The organism is Streptomyces sp. NPDC006997, from assembly GCF_040635175.1.
In the GTDB taxonomy this organism is placed as follows: domain Bacteria; phylum Actinomycetota; class Actinomycetes; order Streptomycetales; family Streptomycetaceae; genus Streptomyces.
In genome coordinates this window covers 89,664-107,906 of sequence record NZ_JBEYHH010000008.1, presented here as the reverse complement: position 1 = coordinate 107,906, position 18,243 = coordinate 89,664, and the positions used below count along the sequence as shown (strand labels likewise).

Annotated in this window: 18 protein-coding genes; 14 read left to right on the top strand and 4 right to left on the bottom strand. The window is 72.2% G+C overall.

What is annotated here, in order from left to right; translation table 11 throughout:
- The first annotated feature begins 125 nt into the window (after window positions 1-125).
- From ABZ659_RS10410 to ABZ659_RS10390, 5 genes are all read left to right on the top strand, one after another.
- Window positions 126-1,703 (top strand): MFS transporter, encoded by a 1,578-nt coding sequence (locus ABZ659_RS10410; RefSeq protein ID WP_360216016.1) that lies wholly within the window; start codon window positions 126-128, stop codon window positions 1,701-1,703.
- Between the two features lie 242 nt (window positions 1,704-1,945).
- A complete protein-coding gene (locus tag ABZ659_RS10405; RefSeq protein ID WP_360216013.1) occupies window positions 1,946-2,785 on the top strand; it encodes a helix-turn-helix transcriptional regulator in 840 nt (279 codons plus the stop codon).
- Window positions 2,757-2,963 (top strand): DUF397 domain-containing protein, encoded by a 207-nt coding sequence (locus ABZ659_RS10400; protein ID WP_360216010.1) that lies wholly within the window; start codon window positions 2,757-2,759, stop codon window positions 2,961-2,963. The genes ABZ659_RS10405 and ABZ659_RS10400 overlap by 29 nt, the downstream gene beginning before the upstream one ends.
- Window positions 2,964-3,028: 65 nt before the next feature.
- Window positions 3,029-3,181 (top strand): hypothetical protein, encoded by a 153-nt coding sequence (locus tag ABZ659_RS10395; RefSeq protein ID WP_360216007.1) that lies wholly within the window; start codon window positions 3,029-3,031, stop codon window positions 3,179-3,181.
- Window positions 3,182-3,193: 12 nt separating this feature from the next.
- The gene (locus tag ABZ659_RS10390) at window positions 3,194-3,919 is read left to right on the top strand and encodes a DUF2637 domain-containing protein (protein ID WP_360216004.1); all 726 of its coding nucleotides are present in this window, start codon (window positions 3,194-3,196) and stop codon (window positions 3,917-3,919) included.
- Here ABZ659_RS10390 and ABZ659_RS10385 read toward each other — a convergent pair.
- From ABZ659_RS10385 to ABZ659_RS10375, 3 genes are all read right to left on the bottom strand, one after another.
- Window positions 3,909-4,784: a cellulose-binding protein gene (locus ABZ659_RS10385; RefSeq protein WP_360216335.1), complete on the bottom strand. Its 876-nt coding sequence runs from the start codon at window positions 4,782-4,784 to the stop codon at window positions 3,909-3,911. The genes ABZ659_RS10390 and ABZ659_RS10385 overlap by 11 nt on opposite strands.
- Window positions 4,785-4,964: 180 nt before the next feature.
- Window positions 4,965-7,724, bottom strand: coding sequence for an SUKH-4 family immunity protein (locus tag ABZ659_RS10380; protein ID WP_360216001.1), 2,760 nt, complete (start codon window positions 7,722-7,724; stop codon window positions 4,965-4,967).
- A 7-nt stretch (window positions 7,725-7,731) separates the two neighbouring features.
- Entirely contained in the window at window positions 7,732-8,757 is a 1,026-nt protein-coding gene (locus tag ABZ659_RS10375; RefSeq protein ID WP_360215998.1) for an SMI1/KNR4 family protein, read from the bottom strand.
- A 363-nt stretch (window positions 8,758-9,120) separates the two neighbouring features.
- Between ABZ659_RS10375 and ABZ659_RS10370 the strand changes: the two genes are divergently transcribed.
- Both ABZ659_RS10370 and ABZ659_RS10365 read left to right on the top strand, forming a co-directional pair.
- Entirely contained in the window at window positions 9,121-9,636 is a 516-nt protein-coding gene (locus ABZ659_RS10370) for a YwqJ-related putative deaminase (RefSeq protein WP_360215995.1), read from the top strand.
- A gap of 77 nt (window positions 9,637-9,713) precedes the next feature.
- Window positions 9,714-10,208 carry an SUKH-3 domain-containing protein gene (locus ABZ659_RS10365; protein ID WP_360215992.1) on the top strand — a complete coding sequence of 165 codons (495 nt, stop codon included), beginning with the start codon at window positions 9,714-9,716 and terminating at the stop codon, window positions 10,206-10,208.
- Between the two features lie 15 nt (window positions 10,209-10,223).
- Here ABZ659_RS10365 and ABZ659_RS10360 read toward each other — a convergent pair whose 3' ends face one another.
- A complete protein-coding gene (locus tag ABZ659_RS10360; RefSeq protein ID WP_360215989.1) occupies window positions 10,224-11,549 on the bottom strand; it encodes a histidine kinase in 1,326 nt (441 codons plus the stop codon).
- Between the two features lie 133 nt (window positions 11,550-11,682).
- Between ABZ659_RS10360 and ABZ659_RS10355 the strand changes: the two genes are divergently transcribed.
- The 7 genes from ABZ659_RS10355 to ABZ659_RS10325 all read left to right on the top strand — a co-directional run bounded on the left by ABZ659_RS10355 (window position 11,683) and on the right by ABZ659_RS10325 (window position 18,198).
- Window positions 11,683-12,540 (top strand): hypothetical protein, encoded by an 858-nt coding sequence (locus tag ABZ659_RS10355; protein WP_360215986.1) that lies wholly within the window; start codon window positions 11,683-11,685, stop codon window positions 12,538-12,540.
- 224 nt (window positions 12,541-12,764) lie between these two features.
- A complete protein-coding gene (gene glmU / locus ABZ659_RS10350) occupies window positions 12,765-14,213 on the top strand; it encodes a bifunctional UDP-N-acetylglucosamine diphosphorylase/glucosamine-1-phosphate N-acetyltransferase GlmU (RefSeq protein WP_360215983.1) in 1,449 nt (482 codons plus the stop codon).
- Between the two features lie 134 nt (window positions 14,214-14,347).
- The gene (locus tag ABZ659_RS10345) at window positions 14,348-15,328 is read left to right on the top strand and encodes a ribose-phosphate diphosphokinase (RefSeq protein ID WP_360215980.1); all 981 of its coding nucleotides are present in this window, start codon (window positions 14,348-14,350) and stop codon (window positions 15,326-15,328) included.
- A gap of 201 nt (window positions 15,329-15,529) precedes the next feature.
- Window positions 15,530-16,120, top strand: a complete 591-nt coding sequence (locus ABZ659_RS10340; RefSeq protein WP_360215977.1) for a 50S ribosomal protein L25/general stress protein Ctc — start codon at window positions 15,530-15,532, stop codon at window positions 16,118-16,120.
- Window positions 16,121-16,198: 78 nt separating this feature from the next.
- Window positions 16,199-16,801 (top strand): aminoacyl-tRNA hydrolase, encoded by a 603-nt coding sequence (pth, locus tag ABZ659_RS10335; protein ID WP_360215974.1) that lies wholly within the window; start codon window positions 16,199-16,201, stop codon window positions 16,799-16,801.
- Between the two features lie 64 nt (window positions 16,802-16,865).
- The gene (locus ABZ659_RS10330; RefSeq protein WP_360215971.1) at window positions 16,866-17,354 is read left to right on the top strand and encodes a hypothetical protein; all 489 of its coding nucleotides are present in this window, start codon (window positions 16,866-16,868) and stop codon (window positions 17,352-17,354) included.
- Window positions 17,355-17,493: 139 nt separating this feature from the next.
- Window positions 17,494-18,198: an LPXTG cell wall anchor domain-containing protein gene (locus tag ABZ659_RS10325; protein ID WP_360215968.1), complete on the top strand. Its 705-nt coding sequence runs from the start codon at window positions 17,494-17,496 to the stop codon at window positions 18,196-18,198.
- Window positions 18,199-18,243: the final 45 nt, after the last annotated feature.

Below are 18,243 nucleotides of genomic sequence, written 5' to 3'. Positions count from 1 at the left end.
GGGCTCCACCCACAGGCTGACCCCGGGTAGGGGTCACCTCCCCCCACGGGCGCATCCACTCTCCACCCTCCCGCCACGTCAGGCTCAAGTGGGAAGCTGTCCGACGGCAGATAGATGCAAGGGGCATGGGCACGGGGACAGGAAGCGAGGCACCCGGGGTGGGCGACACGGCGGAACAGACGGGACGTACGACAACCAGCAACCGGAGAGCGGTGGTCGCGGCGCTCATGCTCGCCATGGCGCTGGCGGCACTGGACGCCACCATCGTCTCCACGGCCGTACCGCAGATCGTCGGCGACCTGGGCGGCTTCTCCGTCTTCTCGTGGCTGTTCTCCGGCTACCTGCTCGCGGTGACCGTCACCCTGCCCGTGTACGGCAAGCTCTCCGACACCTTCGGCCGCAAGCCGGTCCTCGTCGTCGGCGCCGCGATCTTCCTCGTGGGCTCGCTGCTCTGCGCCGCGGCCTGGAGCATGTGGGCCCTGATCGCCTTCCGCATCGTGCAGGGCCTGGGCGGCGGCGCCCTCCAGGGCACGGTCCAGACCCTCGCCGCCGACCTCTACCCCCTCGAACAGCGCCCGAGGATCCAGGCCCGGCTCTCCACCGTGTGGGCGGTCTCCGCGGTGGCGGGCCCGGCGGTCGGCGGGCTGCTCACCACGTACGCCGACTGGCGCTGGATCTTCCTCGTCAACCTGCCGATAGGCGCGGTGGCGCTCTGGCTGATCGTCCGTCATCTGCACGAGCCCGCCCGCGAGAGGGCCGCCGCCCGGCCCCGCGTCGACTGGCCGGGCGCCCTGGCCGTCTTCGCCGCGGGCGGCGCGCTGCTCACGGCGCTGGTGCAGGGCGGGGTGGCGTGGCCGTGGCTGTCCGCCCCCTCCCTGACCCTCCTCGGCACCGGGGCCGTCCTGGTCGCGGCGGTCGTCCTGATCGAACGCCGGGCGGCGGAACCGATCATCCCCGGCTGGGTCTGGCGCCGCCGCGTGATCGCCGCGGTGAACCTCGCCCTGGGCGCGTTGGGCCTGCTGATGGTGGCGCCCACGGTGTTCCTGCCGACGTACGCGCAGTCGGTGCTGGGCCTCGCCCCCGTGGCGGCCGGTTTCGTCCTGTCCGTCTGGACCCTGAGCTGGCCGGTGTCGGCGGCGCTCAGCCAGCACGTCTACCGCCGCATCGGCTTCCGCGCCACGGCCATGCTCGGCATCGGCCTGGCGTCCCTGGTCCTCCTCGCCTTCCCGTTCCTCCCCTACCCCGGCTCCGCCTGGCAGCCGACGCTCCTGATGCTCCTCCTCGGCGCCGCGCTCGGCCTGTTCCAACTGCCGCTCATCGTCGGCGTCCAGTCCACCGTCGGCTGGGCCGAACGCGGCACCGCCACCGGCTCCGTCCTCTTCTGCCGCCAGACCGGACAGACCGTCGGCGCGGCCCTGTTCGGCGCCGTCGCCAACGGCGTCCTCGCCGCCCGCCTCGGCGGCGCGGGCGACCTCGACTCCGTCACCCGCGGCTACGACGCCGGGACGGCCGCCCCGGAACCGGTACGCGGGGCGATCGCCGACGCCGTCCACGCCGTCTACCTGGGCGCGTCCTGCGCCGCCGCGCTGGCCTTCCTCGTCCTGCTGTTCCTCGCCCCGCGCCGCTTCCCGGTCCTCACCACCGCTCCCGACCCCGGCATCGAGGACACGCACACGGCGGGAACCGGCCCAAGGAGTCGATAGGCACGTACTGCTTCGACGGCCGGAAGACCACGGTCGGCCCCCAGGTCCGTCCACCGTCCCGGGAGACACGGAGGGTGATGCCGGGGGCATCACCGTCGTCGTCGCGCTCGTCACGCTCGTCGTCCATCACCACTGGATTCTCACCTTCTGTGCTGTTCCGTACACAGGATGCGGCCGAGACAAGTAACCTCGGAAGATGACAGAGCGTGACAACGGGGTGCGCACGGAGGGGAGTTGAGCAGGTGGCCATCGAGGACAACCCGCGGTCGCGGGAGGAGTACGGCCAGGAGTTGAAGGTGCGGCGGGAGGCGGCGGGGCTGACGCAGGAGGAGTTGAGCCAGCGGGTCGTGATGTCGCGCACGCACATCGCCCACATCGAGGGGGGTCGGCGCCGACCGGACGTGGAGGACGCGCGGCGGCTGGATCGGGTCCTGGCCGCGGGCGGCTTCTTCGAGCGGTTCCTACCCGTCCTGGACGGACGGAAAGTCGCCGAACACTTCAAGGGGGCCATGGAGTTCGAGGGCAAGGCCACCGAGATCCGGCTGTACGCCCCGAAGCTGGTGCCCGGCATCCTGCAGACGCCGACGTACGCGCGCGAGGTCCTCAGTTCCGGAGCCTCACCGAGGACCACCGAGGACCGTGACCGGCTCCTCGCCACCCGCCTCGAACGCGGCCGCATCCTCCGCGACTTCTACTCCCCCGTGGTGTGGGCCATGTTCGACGAGGCCGTCCTACGGCGCCCCATCGGCGGCCCCGCCGTGATGTGCGAGCAACTCCGGCACATCGTGGCCCTCGGGGAGAGCCATCGCATCCGCGTCCACGTGCTGCCCTTCTCACGCGGCTACCACGCCCTGCTGGAAGGGTTCGTCTCGCTGATGTGGTTCGAGGACCTGCCGCCCGTCGCCTACGTGGAGGGCCTGAAGTCAGGCCGCCTGTGGGAACTCCCGTCCGTGGTCCGCGAGTGCCAGAAGGCCTACGATCACGCACTGGGCGATGCCTTGTCGCACCGGGAGTCCCTGGAGCTGTTCAGGTCCGTCACGGAGGATTACGAGCATGAAGCGCAGCGAGCCGACCATCTCTGACGCCTCGATGCTGTCCGGTTGGCGCAAGTCCAGTCACAGCGGAGGAGACAGCGGCGACTGCCTCGAAGTGAACGACGAGGTGGGGGCCGTCCGCGACAGCAAAAACCCCACCGGCCCGGCATTGGTGTTCTCCCCTACGGCCTGGCGCGCATTCCTTACGTTTTTCGCACAGGGATAATAATCAGCGCGCCTATTCACTCGTCTGCCCCGCATCCGGCGGAGTGAGGCGACGTTAGTCGGGATATGACTGAGGCAACCGAGGACGGACCGGTCGACCCGACGGCGACCGAGTCCCTGCTGCCGGAATTCCTCGACGCGATGGCGGCCCTGGAGGCCGACCTCGCCCAACGATGGCTCAGATGCGAGAGCGGCTGCCTTACGGGGAAACCGGAATAACCGGGCCGGGTCATGCGCGACGAAGAGACCGAATACGGCCGAGTACGCTCGATTCCCCTGGTGCCGCCGGACTCGGCGTGGGACCCGGCCGAGGAACTGGCCTGGATGCTCCAGGAAGCCATGACCGACGAGCCGCCGCTCATCCCCGCGCCCCGCGACGAGGAATCCGTGACCGCCCCGGCCGCCGGTACGCCCCTGAGTAATCTTCAGGAAATCACCGCGGAACTGCCACCCCTGAGAAAACCCACGCGCAGTCACCGCAAAGTGCGAGAACACCGACGCCTGAACGCGCTCCGGTCGATCAGTTACCTGGTCGCGGCGCTCGCGGCGGTCATCGCGTCCGCGGTGAGCTTCCTGAGCGGAATGGTCGCCAGCGACCCGCTCCGCGCGGTGGCCGCGGCACGCGCCGAGGGCGGGGTCGTCGCCTGGTGGCCGCTGCTGGTGTACGGCCCGTGGCTGGTCGCGGCGCTCTCCATCCTCCGGGCGGCCCTGCACCGGCGCCGCGCCATGCACTCCTGGTGCATGGTCATCCTCTTCTCCACGATCGCCGTCGTCCTGTGCGTCGTCCAGGCCCCGAACACCTTCCTGGACAGCGTCTCGGCCGCCCTCCCCGGCCTCGCCGCCCTGGCCTGCCTCCAACAGGCGGTCCGCCAGATCACCCTGACCCGCAGCCCACGCCGGTCGGCGCCGCGACACCGTCCGCAGCAACCGCCCGCGGCGGAGCGGCTCACTCCGTGACCGCGTGACCGCCGGTCAGGGCCGTGAGGCTGCTGCGGACGTGGTCCATGTGGGCCTGCACCTCGTCCCAGCGCTCGCCGTGTTCCCGTAGCACCCGTTCCGTCTCGCGGGCGACGCGCTCGGCGTGGGCACGGGCCTCGCGGAGGAGTTCCCCGGCGCGGGCGTCCGCCTCCTCCTGCCAGCGCCGGGCGGACTCCTCCGCGTCGGTGAGGCCCCGCGTGGCCTCGGACAGCGCGGCCTCGGCGCGGGTCACCGCCTCGGTGTGCTCCTCGTCGAGCGCGGCGGCGCGTTCGGCGGCCTCCCGCTCCACCGCCGCCCCGCGCTCGGCGTGCTCCTTCTCCTGCTCGGCGAGGAGCGCGTCCGAGCGCTGACGTGCCTCACGCAACCCGCCGAGCGCCTCCGAGCGCCGTTCCTTCACCTCGCGCCGGGTGTCCACCCGGATCTCGTCGGCCTCCGCCCGCGCCGAGAGCAGCCGCTGACGGGCGTGTTCCTCGGCGTCGGCGCGCAGCCCGTCGGCGTACTCCCGGGCCTTGCCCAGCACGTCGTCCGCCCACTCCCGGGCCCGCGCCCGCTCCTCGCGCCCCGCGGCCCGCGCCCGCTCCCGGACGTCCGCCGCCTCTTCCTCCCCGAGCAGGAAGAGGCGGCGGGCGCGCTCCCCGAGCGTGTCGTAGGTCTGCGGTCTGAGGTGCGCGACCGTCTCGCGCAGCTCCGCCGCCTCCTCGTCCATCTCCCGGGCGAGGACGGTGAGACGGGCGGCCCGCTCCCACGCGGCGTCCCGGTCGGCGGAGAGTGCCGCGGCGAAGGACTCCACCTGTTCAGGCCGGTAGCCACGCCCCCGCACGGTCGTGAACCCATAGGGCGGCATCAATGCGCTGGTCACCCTGGTACCCCTCTCCACCGGTCACACGAAACACGTCTATTTCGCGCACATCTTGATGGATCAGATGGAAGTGTTCATAACGCGACACTCCGCCTATAAGTTACGCATACAAAAGGGCCGGAACTGGTCGCACACCCAGTTCCGGCCCTCAGCCGACCGACTGCCCTACAGCAGCCCGTCCCACATCTGCTCCAGCAGCACCGACCACCAGCTCTCCGGCGAGCCCAGCGCCGCCGGGTCGAGCGCCGCCAGCTGGGCCTGGAAGTCCACCGTCCAGCGGCCCGCCTGCTCCTGGTTCAGCCCGAACCGCAGCCGCCACATCCGCCCGAGCAGCGCCAGGCACCGCACGAACTCCGGCAGCCCGGTGTTCACGAACTGCGGCGGCACCGGCGCACCGCCCGGACCGGCCTCCACCGGCACGGCGACGATGTGCGCGGTCCCGTACTGCACACAGACCGCCTTGCCGAAGTCACTGCCCATCACGAGGTACGACCCCGCGTCCGGCGCGGGCTGCACCCCGCGCTCGGCGGCCAGCTCCGCCAGCGTCGGCACCGGCCGCCCCGGCTGGGCCTGCGCCCAGAAGAACGGACCCATGTCCAGCGGCAGGCCCGCCATCATCAGCGTGTGTGCCACGACCGGCGGCACACCCTGCCGGGACACCGCCGCCTGCTCGAACCGGAACACGCCCGGCCCGAACGCCGCCGCCAGCTCCTGCGCCACGCCCTCCGGCGGCACCGGCGGCAACGGCTGCACCGGCGGCAACGGCGCCCGCACCGGCGCCGGACGCGCCGGACCGTCGGCGACCTGGTGCAACTCGCCCTGGTGGGCCAGGAGTTGCCGCATCCCCTGCTGACGGCTCGCGTGATCCGTGCCGTACGGCGCGATCGAGGTGATGCGCGCCTGCGGCCACTGCTCCCGGATCATCCGCGCGCAGTAGGCGCCCGGCAGCTCGCACGACTCCAGCTCCGTGTGCAGCTCCAGGACCTGGTCCGGGGGCACGTTCATGGCCCGCAGTTCGTGGAAGATCTGCCACTCCGGGTGCGGCGTGCCCGGCGCGGAACGCCGGATCAGCTGCTGCTCGGAACCGTCCGGCGCGCGGTAGCGCAGCACGGCCTGGTAGCCGGGGCCGACGGTCGGCTGACCGGCGGGCGGCTGCGGGTAGCCGTACGCCGGGGGCGGGCCGCCAGGACCGGGCGGGGGCGGCACCGCGCCGGGCCCCCCGGGCGGGCCGGGCGGCATCGGCTGCGGGGCCGGGGGCGGCGGGGGTGCGCCGGGGCCGCCGACCGGCGGTGTGGACAGCATGGTCTCGGCGTGGTGTACGGCACCCCCCGCACCGCCGGCGGAGGCGCCGGGCGCGCCGGGCGGCTGGGGTGCGCCCGGGGCTCCCGGGCCGGCGGGGTCGGGGTTGGCCAGCATCGTGGCGGCGTGGTGCACGTTCCCCGGCGGGGTACCGGCACCGCCGGGCGGGCCCGGAGGGGTAGGGGCGCCCGGGGCGGGCGGCGGCGTACCAGGGCCGTCGGGGCCGAGGGAGGACACCAGCTGCGTGGGTACGTACGCCCCACCCGTACCGCCCGCGCTTCCCGGCGCACCGGGCGGCGAGGGCGGCGGCGGAGTCGCGCCCCCGGTCCGCGCACCCGGCGCACCGGGCGCCCCCGGCGGAGGCGGCGGCGCCATGCCCCCGCCCCGGCGCGGCGGAGGCGCGGCCTTGCTCGTCGCGGCGTCGGCGATGTCCCCGGCGTGCGGCGGGAGCGGTCGCTCCGGGGCGCCGGGCGTGGCGGGAGGCGGCGGCGTCTGACCGGCTCCGCCGGGGGGCGGCGGGGGCGGCGTCTGGCCAACACCCGACGCACCCCCTGGCATCCCCGGGGGAGGCGTCTGACCAGGGACCGGCGTGCCCGGCACCCCCGGGGTAGGCGTCTGCCCGGCTCCCGACGCACCCGGGGGCGGCGTCTGCCCAACACCCGGCGCACCCCCTGGCATCCCCGGGGGAGGCGTCTGACCAGGGACCGGCGTGCCCGGCACCCCCGGAGGAGGCGTCTGACCGGCTCCCGACGCACCCGGGGGCGGCGTCTGCCCAACACCCGGCGCACCCGGCACTCCCGGAGGCGGCGTCTGCCCGGCTCCCGGCATCCCCGGAGGCGGCGTCTGCCCAGCCCCGGGCGCACCCGGCGCCCCCGGCCCGCCCACCACCGGCGCCACAGCCGTAGGCGGCAGCTGGCTGCCCCCCGACATCAGCGCCGTGGGAGCCTCCGGCGGCGGCGCCCCCGTACCCGCCGCGCCGCCCCGCGACCCCGCACCCGAGCCCGCTCCCGCTCCCGGGTCGCTCAGCTGCGGCGCGTACACCGTCTCCGGCAGCGGCACCGAACGGTCCTCACCAGCGTCGCCGTTGGTGTCCGTCCCCGCCCACGGCGTAGCCCCCGCGGGCGCCCCCGGCAGCCCGGCGTCGTCACCGCCCCCGGCGGCGGGCCACGACGTGGCCGACCCCCCGGACGCACCGGACGGCTCCGGCTCCCGGCGCGCGGGCGTCTCCGCCCCCTCCCGCCGGTCCGGAATCCCCATCCGGTCCGCCGCCTCCTGGAGCCACTCCGGCGGCGTCAGCAGGAACGACGTCTGATTGAGGTCCACCCGGGCCGGAGGCGCGGGCGGCGCGTCGGCCACGGCGTCCGCCTGACCGCCGTACTCCTCCTCGTAACGACGGATCACCTCGCCCACCGGCAGCGAGGGCCACAACGTGGCCTCCCCGCTGTCCCGGGCGATCACCAGCCGCTGCGCACCACCGTCCGAACGCGGCCCGTCGGCACGGTCCTCGGCCCACACCACGAACCCCAGCCCGAACTCCCGCACCCGCACCTCACGGTGCTGGTACGACGGCACGTCCCCGTTGATCCACTCCTCGGCGCGCTCCTGCGCCTGCGCGAAGGTCACCACGGCCAGCTCACTCCCCCACCGAAGAAGACGCCACCGGCACCGCCCGCGCGAAACCGCCGTCCACCATCAGGTTCGCCACCGTGTCCAACTCCGGCGGAGAACCCGCCAGCCGGGACAGGAACGCGTCGAAGTCGTCCCCGCACGGCAGCAGCAACCGCGCCACGCGCTCGGCGGGCGGCACCGACGGATCGGTGTCCCGCGCGTCGTCGTACGCGCAGAACCACACCGAACCGGCCCGCTCACCGCGCACCTTCACCGCCAGCAGACCGCCCTGGATGAAGGCCACCCCGAGGTAGTCCTTCGTCAGGTGGTCCCGCAGACACTTGTTGACGTAGACGAGGTCGTTGACCGCCGCCTCGTCCCGCACCGTGAAGAACGGCTGGTCGATCAGCAGCCCCAGCTCCGCGTCGAGCGCCGTCCCCACCGGCGCGCAACCGCCCGCCGCCTTCAGGAACGAACGGTAGGCACCCGGCAGCCGGTAGCCCAGGTCCTCCTCCACCCCCAGCACCTGCGCCTCGGTCACCGCCACCGACGCCTTCGGCAGCCCGAAGTGCGCCGGCCGGGTCTCCTGCAACGGACGCGTGCCCCGCTTGCCGTGGTCGACGGCCGCCGTCGCGATCCCGCCGTGGTGCCGCAACAGCGCCTTCACCTCGACCGGCACCAGTTCGAGCCGCCGCGTCCCGGCCACGTGGTGCCACGTCCACCCGTGCGGCGTCGCCACCGCCGGGACCGTGTCCCACAGCTCGTGCCCGGACACCGCCAGCGCCGCGTTCGCCGACACGTAGTCCGTCAGCCGCAACTCGTCGACACCGAAGCCCTCCGGGGGCTCCGCGATCTCCGCCGCCGCGCGCGCGTACGGCGAGAAGTCGGGATAGCCGCGCTCGTCCACCCGCACCCCTCGCGGATGGCGCGACGCCCGCACCGGATCCGGGAAGTGCACGACCTGCCCGGCATAGGCCGCGTTCGGCGGCGCGGCGTGTCCCCCGGCCTGGCGGCCGGGAGGTTCCCCCAGCCCGAGCCGACCTGTCGTCATGGCGGTTGCCCCCTGCGGCACTCTGGTACGGCCGCGACGACCGCCCTCGGCCGTCACGCCCCGTATCGACTTCCGATCTCCCACGTCTCTTCCACGCCCGGGACCCGGCGGATACACCGTTCCCCGACCGCGACGCGTTGCCCGCGCAAGCGCGGTGCCCGACAGCCTATGCGGTACGACCCCACCGGTCACCGGCGCCGGTAGCCACCCCCTCCACGACCGCCCCGCCACCGTGACCAGCCGTCACCCCACCGTGACGCACTGCCCCGACCGGGCGTGTCGCGGCGCCCCAGCTTCCGCACCAGCCACGCCGTTTGGCACTCTGTGTCAGCCGGGGGGATGCACTGGAGGGGAAAAACGATCATGAGCGGAACACAGACGGGGCCGCACACCAGCGCATCCGGCGACCCACGCGTCGGCTGGAGCGCCAACGAGACACCCGCACCGCCTACGCTCCGTCACCGCCGCGACGGCATCCTCCCCACCGTCGCCGCCGCCCTCTCCGTCCGCGGCGCCACCCTCACCGGCACCGCCGCGCGCGGCGACCAGCCACCCGCCCTCCACCCCCTCGTACAGGACTTCCTCGACACCCTCACCAGCGCCCAACGCGACCGCTACACCGGCCGCTGCGCCGAGACCATCCTCATCTCCCGGCACATCGCCACCGCCGACGCCGCCCGCAGCAAACGCGCCGCGCGCAAACCCATGACCAACGGCGAGGCACGCAGAGCCCTCAAACAGGCCAAGCTCACCGCCCGCCGCATCCGCGAGGACGGCGACCCCCTGCACGGCAGCTACGCCGCGCCCTGCCGCGCCTGCGCCGCGCTCAGCGCCCACTTCGGCGTCCGCGTCGTCGACCCGACGCCGACCAACGGCTGAACACCCCGCGCCCACCCCTCGTACCCACGTACGGAACCGCACGAGCCGCACCCACCCGACACACGATCGAAGGGCAGATGCACACCGACCGCACGACATCCACCCGCTTCCCCGTCCCCGTCGACGCCGCCCTGCGCGCGGCAGGCTGGCAACCCGGACACTGGGACATCAAGCAGGCGGAGATCTGGGCCGACACCCTGCGCGAACACACCTCCCCCGCCGGACACCGCCACGCCGTGTTCCCCGCCGCCGTCGAGGCGTGGGCCGAGTTCGGCGGCCTGCACATCGCCCCCACCGGGCCCGGCCGCCAGCTCGCCCCCACCGCCGTCCACCTCGACCCGATGCACGGCCTCCACCTCGCCCGCACCCTCGGCGACCTCGGCCGCGCCCTCGGCACCGAGGTCAGCCCCCTCGGCACCGAACCCGACTCCGAAGCCCTCCTCGCCATCGACGCCGAAGGCCGCGTCTACGCCCTCGACCACACCGGCGACTGGTACCTCGGCCCCACCGTCGACCAGGCCCTCACCACCCTGGTCACCGGCATGGAACCGGTCCGCCTCACCACGGGCTGACCCCACCCGGGGGTGCTACGACGCCGGGATGACCGCCGACACCCGGAACCCCCCGGCGTCCGTCGGCCCGGACACGAACACCCCGCCCAGCGCCGCGACCCGCTCCTCCATCCCCACCAGCCCGTTCCCGCCGGACGGCAACCGCGCCGACGACGCCGACGACGCCTCCGGCGGCGGCTCGTTCTCCACCTGCATCGCGATCTCCGCCGACCGGTGCGCGAGCCGGACGTACGTCTTGGCGCCCGCCGCGTGCTTGTGGACGTTCGTCAGCGCCTCCTGCACCACCCGGAACGCCGTCTGCTCCACCTCGGGCGCGTAGTCCCGCACCTCCCCGACCACCGACAGGTCCACCGCCATCCCCGCCGCCGCGGACTGCCCGACCAACTCGTCCAGCTCCGACAGACAGGGCCCCTCGCCCTCCTCGGCGACCCGGGACGCGGCAGCCGCGGCGGCCACCCCCACCGCCGCCAGCGGCACCGACTCCGCCCCCACGCCACGCACCGGCCGCTCCGCCGCCCCGTCCGAACTCCGCAACACCCCCAGCATCTCCCGCAACTCGGTCAGCGCCTGCCGCCCCATGTCCCCCACCAGCGCGGCGTTCCTCACCGCCTTCTCCGGATCCTTCCGGGCCACGGCCTGGAGCGCCGCGGCGTGCACCACCATCAGACTCACCCGGTGCGCGACCACGTCGTGCATCTCCCGCGCGATCCGCGTCCGCTCCTCGTTGCGCGCCCACTCGGCCCGCTCCTCAGCCCGCTCCGCCAGCAGCTGAAGCTCCCGCTCCAAGCTGTCCGCCCGCTCCCGCAGGCTCTCCATCAGCCGCCGCCGCGCGCCGACGTACATCCCGAGCAGCACCGGCGGCGCGGTCACACCCAGCGAAGCGGTAATCGAGATGAAGGGGACGAACCAGTCCCCGCCGATCTCGTACTCCCCCCGGTTCATCCCCTGCTGGGCCCGCACGAACGTCACGATCAACGTCCCCACGAGCGACATCCCGGCCAGCGAGGCGATGATCCGGCGGGGCAGTTCGGAGGCGGCGAGCGTGTAGAGCCCGACGACGCTCATCAGGAAGCCCATCTGGGCGGGCGCGATCGCGATGGCGACCAGCACGACGGCGATCGGCCACTGCCGCCGCACCAGCAGCGCGGACCCGGCCACCAGTCCGAAGACGACCCCCACCGCCACCGGTATCCCGGCGTCCCCCGCGAACTTGACCCCCTCGGCCCCGCACTCCGCGGCCGACAGCAGCGCGAGCCCCCCGTCGAGCACGGCACTGCGCCGCCGCTCCCACCACAGCGGCCCTCCCCGGGCCGTCACGTCCTCTTCCCCCGTCGCGGTCATGCCTCCAGCCTACGATCGCCCGCCACCCGTTTTCCGGCGACTTCAGCAAGCGATACGTCGCGATAGCCCTCGAACAGGTGAACCCCTCGGCATCCAGCCCCGGAACCAGGCATTCCTCCCGGACGGTATGCCCATGGCACATCCACAGGACAAGTACGCCGACTTCGAGGGGCTGCGCGAACAGGCCGTCGCCCTGCGCCGCGCGGGCCTCAGCCGTCGCCAGATCCGCGACCGGCTCCACGTCGACAACAACGACATCCTCAACCGCCTCCTGGAGGGCGAGCCACCCCCGGAGTGGACCCGCCGCCCGAACGCGAAGGACGACCTACGGGAGCGGGCCCGCGAACTACGGCGCCAGGGCTGGACGTACGACCAGATCCAGGTCGAACTGGGCTGCTCGAAGAGTTCGATCTCCCTGTGGGTACGGGACCTGCCGAAGCCGGAGCCTCGCCGCACACCAGAGGAGCAGCGGGCACTCATGCACGAAGGGCTCGCACAGCTACGCGCCCATCAGCACCGGGAGCAGGAAGCGGTGAGGCAGGCGGCCTCAGCAGCCGTCGGCGCGCTATCGGACCGCGAGCTGTTCCTCACGGGGGTCGCGCTCTACTGGGCCGAGGGAGCGAAGTCCAAGCCGCACCGCCGCACCGAGGTCCTGCAGTTCATCAACAGCGACGCCAACGTCATCAAGGTCTTCCTGCGCTGGCTGGAACTGCTGGATGTGACAAGGGACCGCCTGACCCTTCGCGTCAGCATTCACGAGACCGCGAACACCGAAGCCGCCGAGAGGTACTGGGCCGATGTCGCCGGGGTGCCCGTATCCGCGTTCAGCAGGGCCACCCTGAAGAAGCACAACCCCCGAACCAACCGCAGGAACACAGGTGACGACTACCACGGCTGCTTGATGATCTACGTCAAGCAGAGCGCCAACCTGTACCGTCGCATGGAGGGCGCCTGGTACGGCATAGTGTTGGGTGCCAACTCGGCGACCTGACCGGATGTCCGGTTTGGTGGAGTTTAATCCCCCATGGTGTAATCGGGCAGCACTGAGGGTTTTGGTCCCTTAAGTTCAGGTTCAAATCCTGATGGGGGAGCTGCTTGCCCTGCGGGCCCTGACTGGCACAGTCCAGTCAGGGCCCGCTCCCATGTCACCCCCAAGTCCCCCCGGTATCCTGCGCATGTCACCCCACCCCATCCCAAAAGCCGAAGGGCAACCCCGTGAGCGCCATTCGCCCGGCAGCCGTCGTCGTTCTCGCAGCGGGTGAGGGCACCCGTATGAAGTCGGCCACACCCAAGGTCCTGCACGAGATCTGTGGCCGTTCCCTCGTGGGCCATGTGCTGGCCGCCGCCGGCGAGCTGGAGCCGGAGAACCTCGTCGTCGTGGTCGGGCACGCGCGGGAGCAGGTGACCGCGCACCTCGCCGAGGCCGCCCCCGGCGTCCGGACCGCCGTGCAGGCGGAGCAGAACGGCACGGGGCACGCCGTACGGATGGCCCTGGAGGAGCTGGGCGGTGTGGTCGAGGGGACCGTCGTCGTGGTCTGCGGGGACACTCCCCTCCTCACCGGGGAGACGCTCGCGCGGCTCGCCGCCGCCCACGGCGGTGACGGGAACGCCGTGACCGTGCTGACCGCCGAGGTGCCGGACGCGACCGGGTACGGGCGGATCGTGCGGGACGACGCCACCGGTGCCGTGACCGGGATCGTCGAGCACAAGGACGCCACCGACGCGCAGCGGGCGATCCGGGAGATCAACTCCGGGGTGTTCGCGTTCGACGGGCGGCTGCTGGCGGACGCGCTGGGGAAGGTCCGCACGGACAACAGCCAGGGCGAGGAGTACCTGACGGACGTCCTCGGCATCCTGCGGGAGGCCGGGCACCGGGTCGGGGCGTGCGTCGCCGCCGACCACCGGGAGATCGCCGGGATCAACAACCGGGTGCAGCTGGCGGAGGCCCGCCGCATCCTCAACGACCGCCTGCTGACCGCGGCGATGCTCGCGGGGGTCACCGTCGTCGACCCGGCGACGACCTTCGTCGACGTCACCGTGTCGTTCGAGCAGGACGCCGTCGTGCATCCGGGGACCCAGCTCCTCGGGGACACGCACCTGGCCGAGGGGGCTGAGGTCGGGCCCAACAGCCGGCTGAAGGACACCCGGGTCGGTGCCGGGGCGCGGGTGGACAACACGGTCGCGGACGGGGCCGACATCGGGCCGCGGGCCAGCGTGGGACCGTACGCCTATCTGCGGCCGGGGGCGCGGCTCGGGGTGAAGTCGAAGGTCGGGACGTTCGTCGAGATCAAGAACACGTCGGTGGGTGAGGGCACGAAGGTGCCGCACCTGTCGTACGTGGGGGACGCGACGATCGGGGAGTACACGAACATCGGTGCCGCGAGCGTGTTCGTGAACTACGACGGTGAGCACAAGCACCACACCACGGTGGGCTCCCACTGCAAGACGGGGGCCGACAACATGTTTGTGGCGCCTGTCACGGTCGGGGACGGCGCGTACACCGCCGCCGGTTCCGTGATCACGCGTGACGTGCCGTCCGGTTCGCTGGCCGTGGCCCGTGGCCAGCAGCGGAATATCGAGGGTTGGGTGGCTCGCAAGCGTCCGGGGAGCGCCGCGGCGAAGGCGGCCGAGGCGGCTTCCCGGGAGTCGGACGGCGAAGGCTGACCGGAAACAGGTGCGTCTGGGACGGCGTACCGTGATAAGTGCACAACCGCACCCCACCAGCTGAGACGGCTTCCGGCCCGCCGCCGGTCCGCCGTGTCGACACCCAGCTGCGACACCTCTGAGGAGACAGTGCTGTGACCGGGATCAAGACGACCGGCGAGAAGAAGATGATGTTCTTCTCCGGCCGCGCCCACCCCGTGCTTGCCGAGGAAATCGCCCACCAGCTGGGAGTCGGGGTCGTCCCGACGAAGGCCTTCGACTTCGCCAACGGCGAGATCTACGTGCGGTACCAGGAGTCCGCGCGTGGTGCGGACTGCTTCGTGATCCAGAGCCACACGGCTCCGATCAACCAATGGATCATGGAGCAACTGATCATGATCGACGCGCTGAAGCGCGCGTCGGCCCGCTCCATCACGGTCATCGTGCCGTTCTACGGTTACGCGCGGCAGGACAAGAAGCACCGTGGCCGTGAACCGATTTCGGCCCGTCTGATCGCGGACCTGATGAAGACCTCGGGTGCGGACCGGATCCTGGCCGTGGATCTGCACACCGACCAGATCCAGGGCTTCTTCGACGGGCCGGTCGACCACCTCTTCGCGCTGCCGCTGCTGGCGGACTACGTGGGCGCCAAGGTGGACCGGGACAAGCTGACCGTCGTCTCGCCGGACGCGGGCCGGGTGCGGGTGGCCGACCGCTGGTGTGACCGGCTGGGCGCGCCGCTGGCGATCGTGCACAAGCGGCGGGACAAGGACGTGGCGAACCAGGTCACCGTGCACGAGGTCGTGGGTGACGTCGAGGGCCGTATCTGTGTCCTGGTGGACGACATGATCGACACGGGTGGCACGATCTGCGCCGCGGCGGACGCGCTGTTCGCGCACGGTGCGGAGGACGTGATCGTGACGGCGACGCACGGTGTGCTGTCGGGTCCGGCGGCGGACCGGCTGAAGAACTCGCGGGTCAGCGAGTTCGTGTTCACCAACACCCTGCCGACGCCGGGTGAGGTGGCGAGCGACCTGGACAAGATCAAGGTGCTGTCGATCGCGCCGACGATCGCGCGCGCGGTGCGCGAGGTGTTCGAGGACGGTTCGGTGACGAGCCTGTTCGACGAGCAGTGAGACACCGCTAGCGCGCTGTCTGCTTGATCGATTTTTCTGCGGCCTTCCGCGCCGGGTATCCTGCTGGGGTTGCTCGGCGAGGGAGGCCGTGGTCCGTGTGTGGCACGGATGTACGGCGGTCCGTTATCGACGCGCTCTTCGTAGCAGGCCGTTCGTGGCCGGGTGACCACGTCCGTCTCTGATGTTCTACGAGGAGTGATCATGTCTGAGGTGAAGCTGTCCGCCGAGACTCGTACCGAGTTCGGCAAGGGCGCCGCCCGTCGTATCCGTCGCGCCGACAAGGTTCCCGGTGTGCTGTACGGCCACGGTTCCGACCCGCTGCACCTGACCCTGCCGGGTCACGAGCTGCTGCTGGCGCTGCGTACCCCGAACGTGCTGATCGCGCTGGACATCGACGGCAAGGGCAACGAGCTGGCGATCCCGAAGGCCGTACAGCGGGACGCGATCAAGGGCTTCCTGGTCCATGTCGACCTGCAGCTGGTCACGCGGGGCGAGAAGGTCAACGTCGAGATCCCGGTCGTCACCGAGGGCGAGCTGGCCGCCGGTGGCAACCTGCTGGAGCACGTGCTGAACGCGCTGCCGGTCGAGGCCGAGGCGACCCACATCCCGGAGCAGGTGACGGTGTCGGTCGAGGGTCTGGCGGCCGGTGCGTCCGTCCTGGCCAAGGACATCGCCCTGCCGAGCGGTGTCTCGCTGGGCGTCGAGGGGGACACGGTGGTCCTCCAGGTGCTGGCCGCCCAGGCCGAGGAGGCCGCGGAGGGTGCCGAGGGCGAAGCGCCCGCCGAGGCCTGATCCGTACCGCCTTCGCTGTTTCGTCAGCCGCTGTTCCGCCGTCCGGCGGGGCAGCGGCTGGCGCGTATCCGAGGAGAGATGGACGTGACGACCGATGCCAGCGCCCCGTGGCTGATCGTGGGGCTGGGCAATCCCGGGCCGGAGTACGCCGGGAACCGGCACAACGTGGGGTTCATGGTGGCGGATCTGCTGGCGGAGCGGGTGGGGGGCCGGTTCAAGCGGGCGGGCCGGGCGCAGGCGCAGGTCGTGGAGGGCCGGATCGGTCCGCCGGGGCCGGGGAACCGGCGGGTGGTGCTGGCGAAGCCGATGTCGTACATGAATCTGTCGGGTGGGCCGGTGAACGCGTTGCGGGACTTCTACAAGGTGCCGTTGGCGCAGGTGGTGGCGGTGCACGACGAGTTGGACATCGACTACGGGACGCTGCGGCTGAAGCTGGGCGGCGGGGACAACGGGCACAACGGTCTGAAGTCGATGACGAAGGCGATGGGCGCGGAGTACCACCGGGTGCGGTTCGGGATCGGGCGTCCGCCGGGGCGGATGCCGGTGGCGGACTTCGTGCTGAGGGACTTCTCGTCGGCGGAGCGCAAGGAGTTGGGCTACTTCGTGGACCGGGCGGCGGACGCGGTGGAGTGTCTGGTGATCGAGGGTCTGGAGCGGGCGCAGAGTACGTACAACTCGTGACTTGTCCCGTGCTCCCCCACGTTCGAGTTGACTGCTCGTGCAGGCATGGCCAAGGATCTCGGCCATGCCGAACGCCGTCTTGTCGAGCCAGGGCGCTGCCACCGCGCTGCGGTTCGGACGGCTCGCGGCGACGGGGGTCGTCGCGGCGCTGATCCTGACCGCGGGCGTGTGGGCGTCCTGGGGGACCGCTCAGTACGTGATGCTCACCAAGGGCCGGGAGTCGGGCACGGTGACGGTGGAGCGGTGCGACGACGGGTGGTGCCGCGGCGCGTTCACGGGGGACGGGGGTGCGGTCGCCCGGCGCGGTGAGGTGGCCGTCGAGGATTCCGTGGCCGTGGAGAAGGGCCGTACCTATGACGTCGTGGTGAAGCCGGGCGGCGCCGAGGCGGTGCGGTCGGGTCCGGCCGGGGTGCTGTACGCGTGGGTGCCGTTGGGCGGTGCGCTGTTGCTGGCGTCGGTGGTGGTGGCCGGCGGGCTGCGGCGTACCCGGCTGGCGTGGGTGCTGGCGGGGGCGGGGACCGCGCTCCTCACCGCCGCTTACGTGGCGGTCTGAGGGTGACTGTCCGAATTCCGTGACTGTGGATCATTCGAGCGTTTCCTGTTCGTGATTGACCCACGGCCGTCCGGTGACGGATGCTAAACCGCCACCCCCCTCACATCTTCCCCATAGGCAACAGAAGATGGGTTGACTCATGCGTACCCTCTCCCGCGCCGGTGTATTCCTCACCGCCGCGTCCTCCGCCGTCCTGCTCGCGGCTCCCGTCGCACTCGCCACCGCTCCCGGTGACAACGGCACCGTCAAGATCCACGATGCGGTCACTGGTGAGGAGCAGCGCCAGAACGAGCCGCACGTGTGCACCTTCTACCTGGACGCATTCGGTTTCGACGGTGTCCAGGAGGTCGACTGGCACATCGAGGCCTGGGCGCCGTCCGCCGGCGTCAAGGGCGAGACGGTGGAGTCCGGCGCGATCACCCTCGACGAGGCGGGTCACGGCCGTACCGAGGACCTGTCGCTGGCCGACGGTCACTACAAGCTGTTCTGGAACTTCGAGGGCGAGCACGGCTCGGCCAAGCACAAGGTGTTCTGGACCGACTGCGAGGACGACGAGGAGGGCGGCGGTTCGTCGTCGCCGACGCCGTCCGCCTCGGCGTCCGAGAGTGGCGGTACGACGGCCTCCCCGTCCCCGTCCTCGTCCCCGTCCGCCAGTGAGTCCGGTGGCGAGGAGGTCGCCCCGGGCGCCTCGCCGTCGTCGGCTCCGTCGGCGCAGGGTGAGGACGGGAACCTGGCCGAGACCGGCAGCGGTGCCCCGGTGGGCCTGCTCTCCGGGGTCGCCGCGGTGCTCGTCGCGGCGGGCGGTTTCCTGGCGTTCCGTCGCCGGAAGGCGCAGCAGGGCTAGTTCCTCCGGGTGAACCCGGAGACGGCGGTGCCCCCGTGCTCGTAC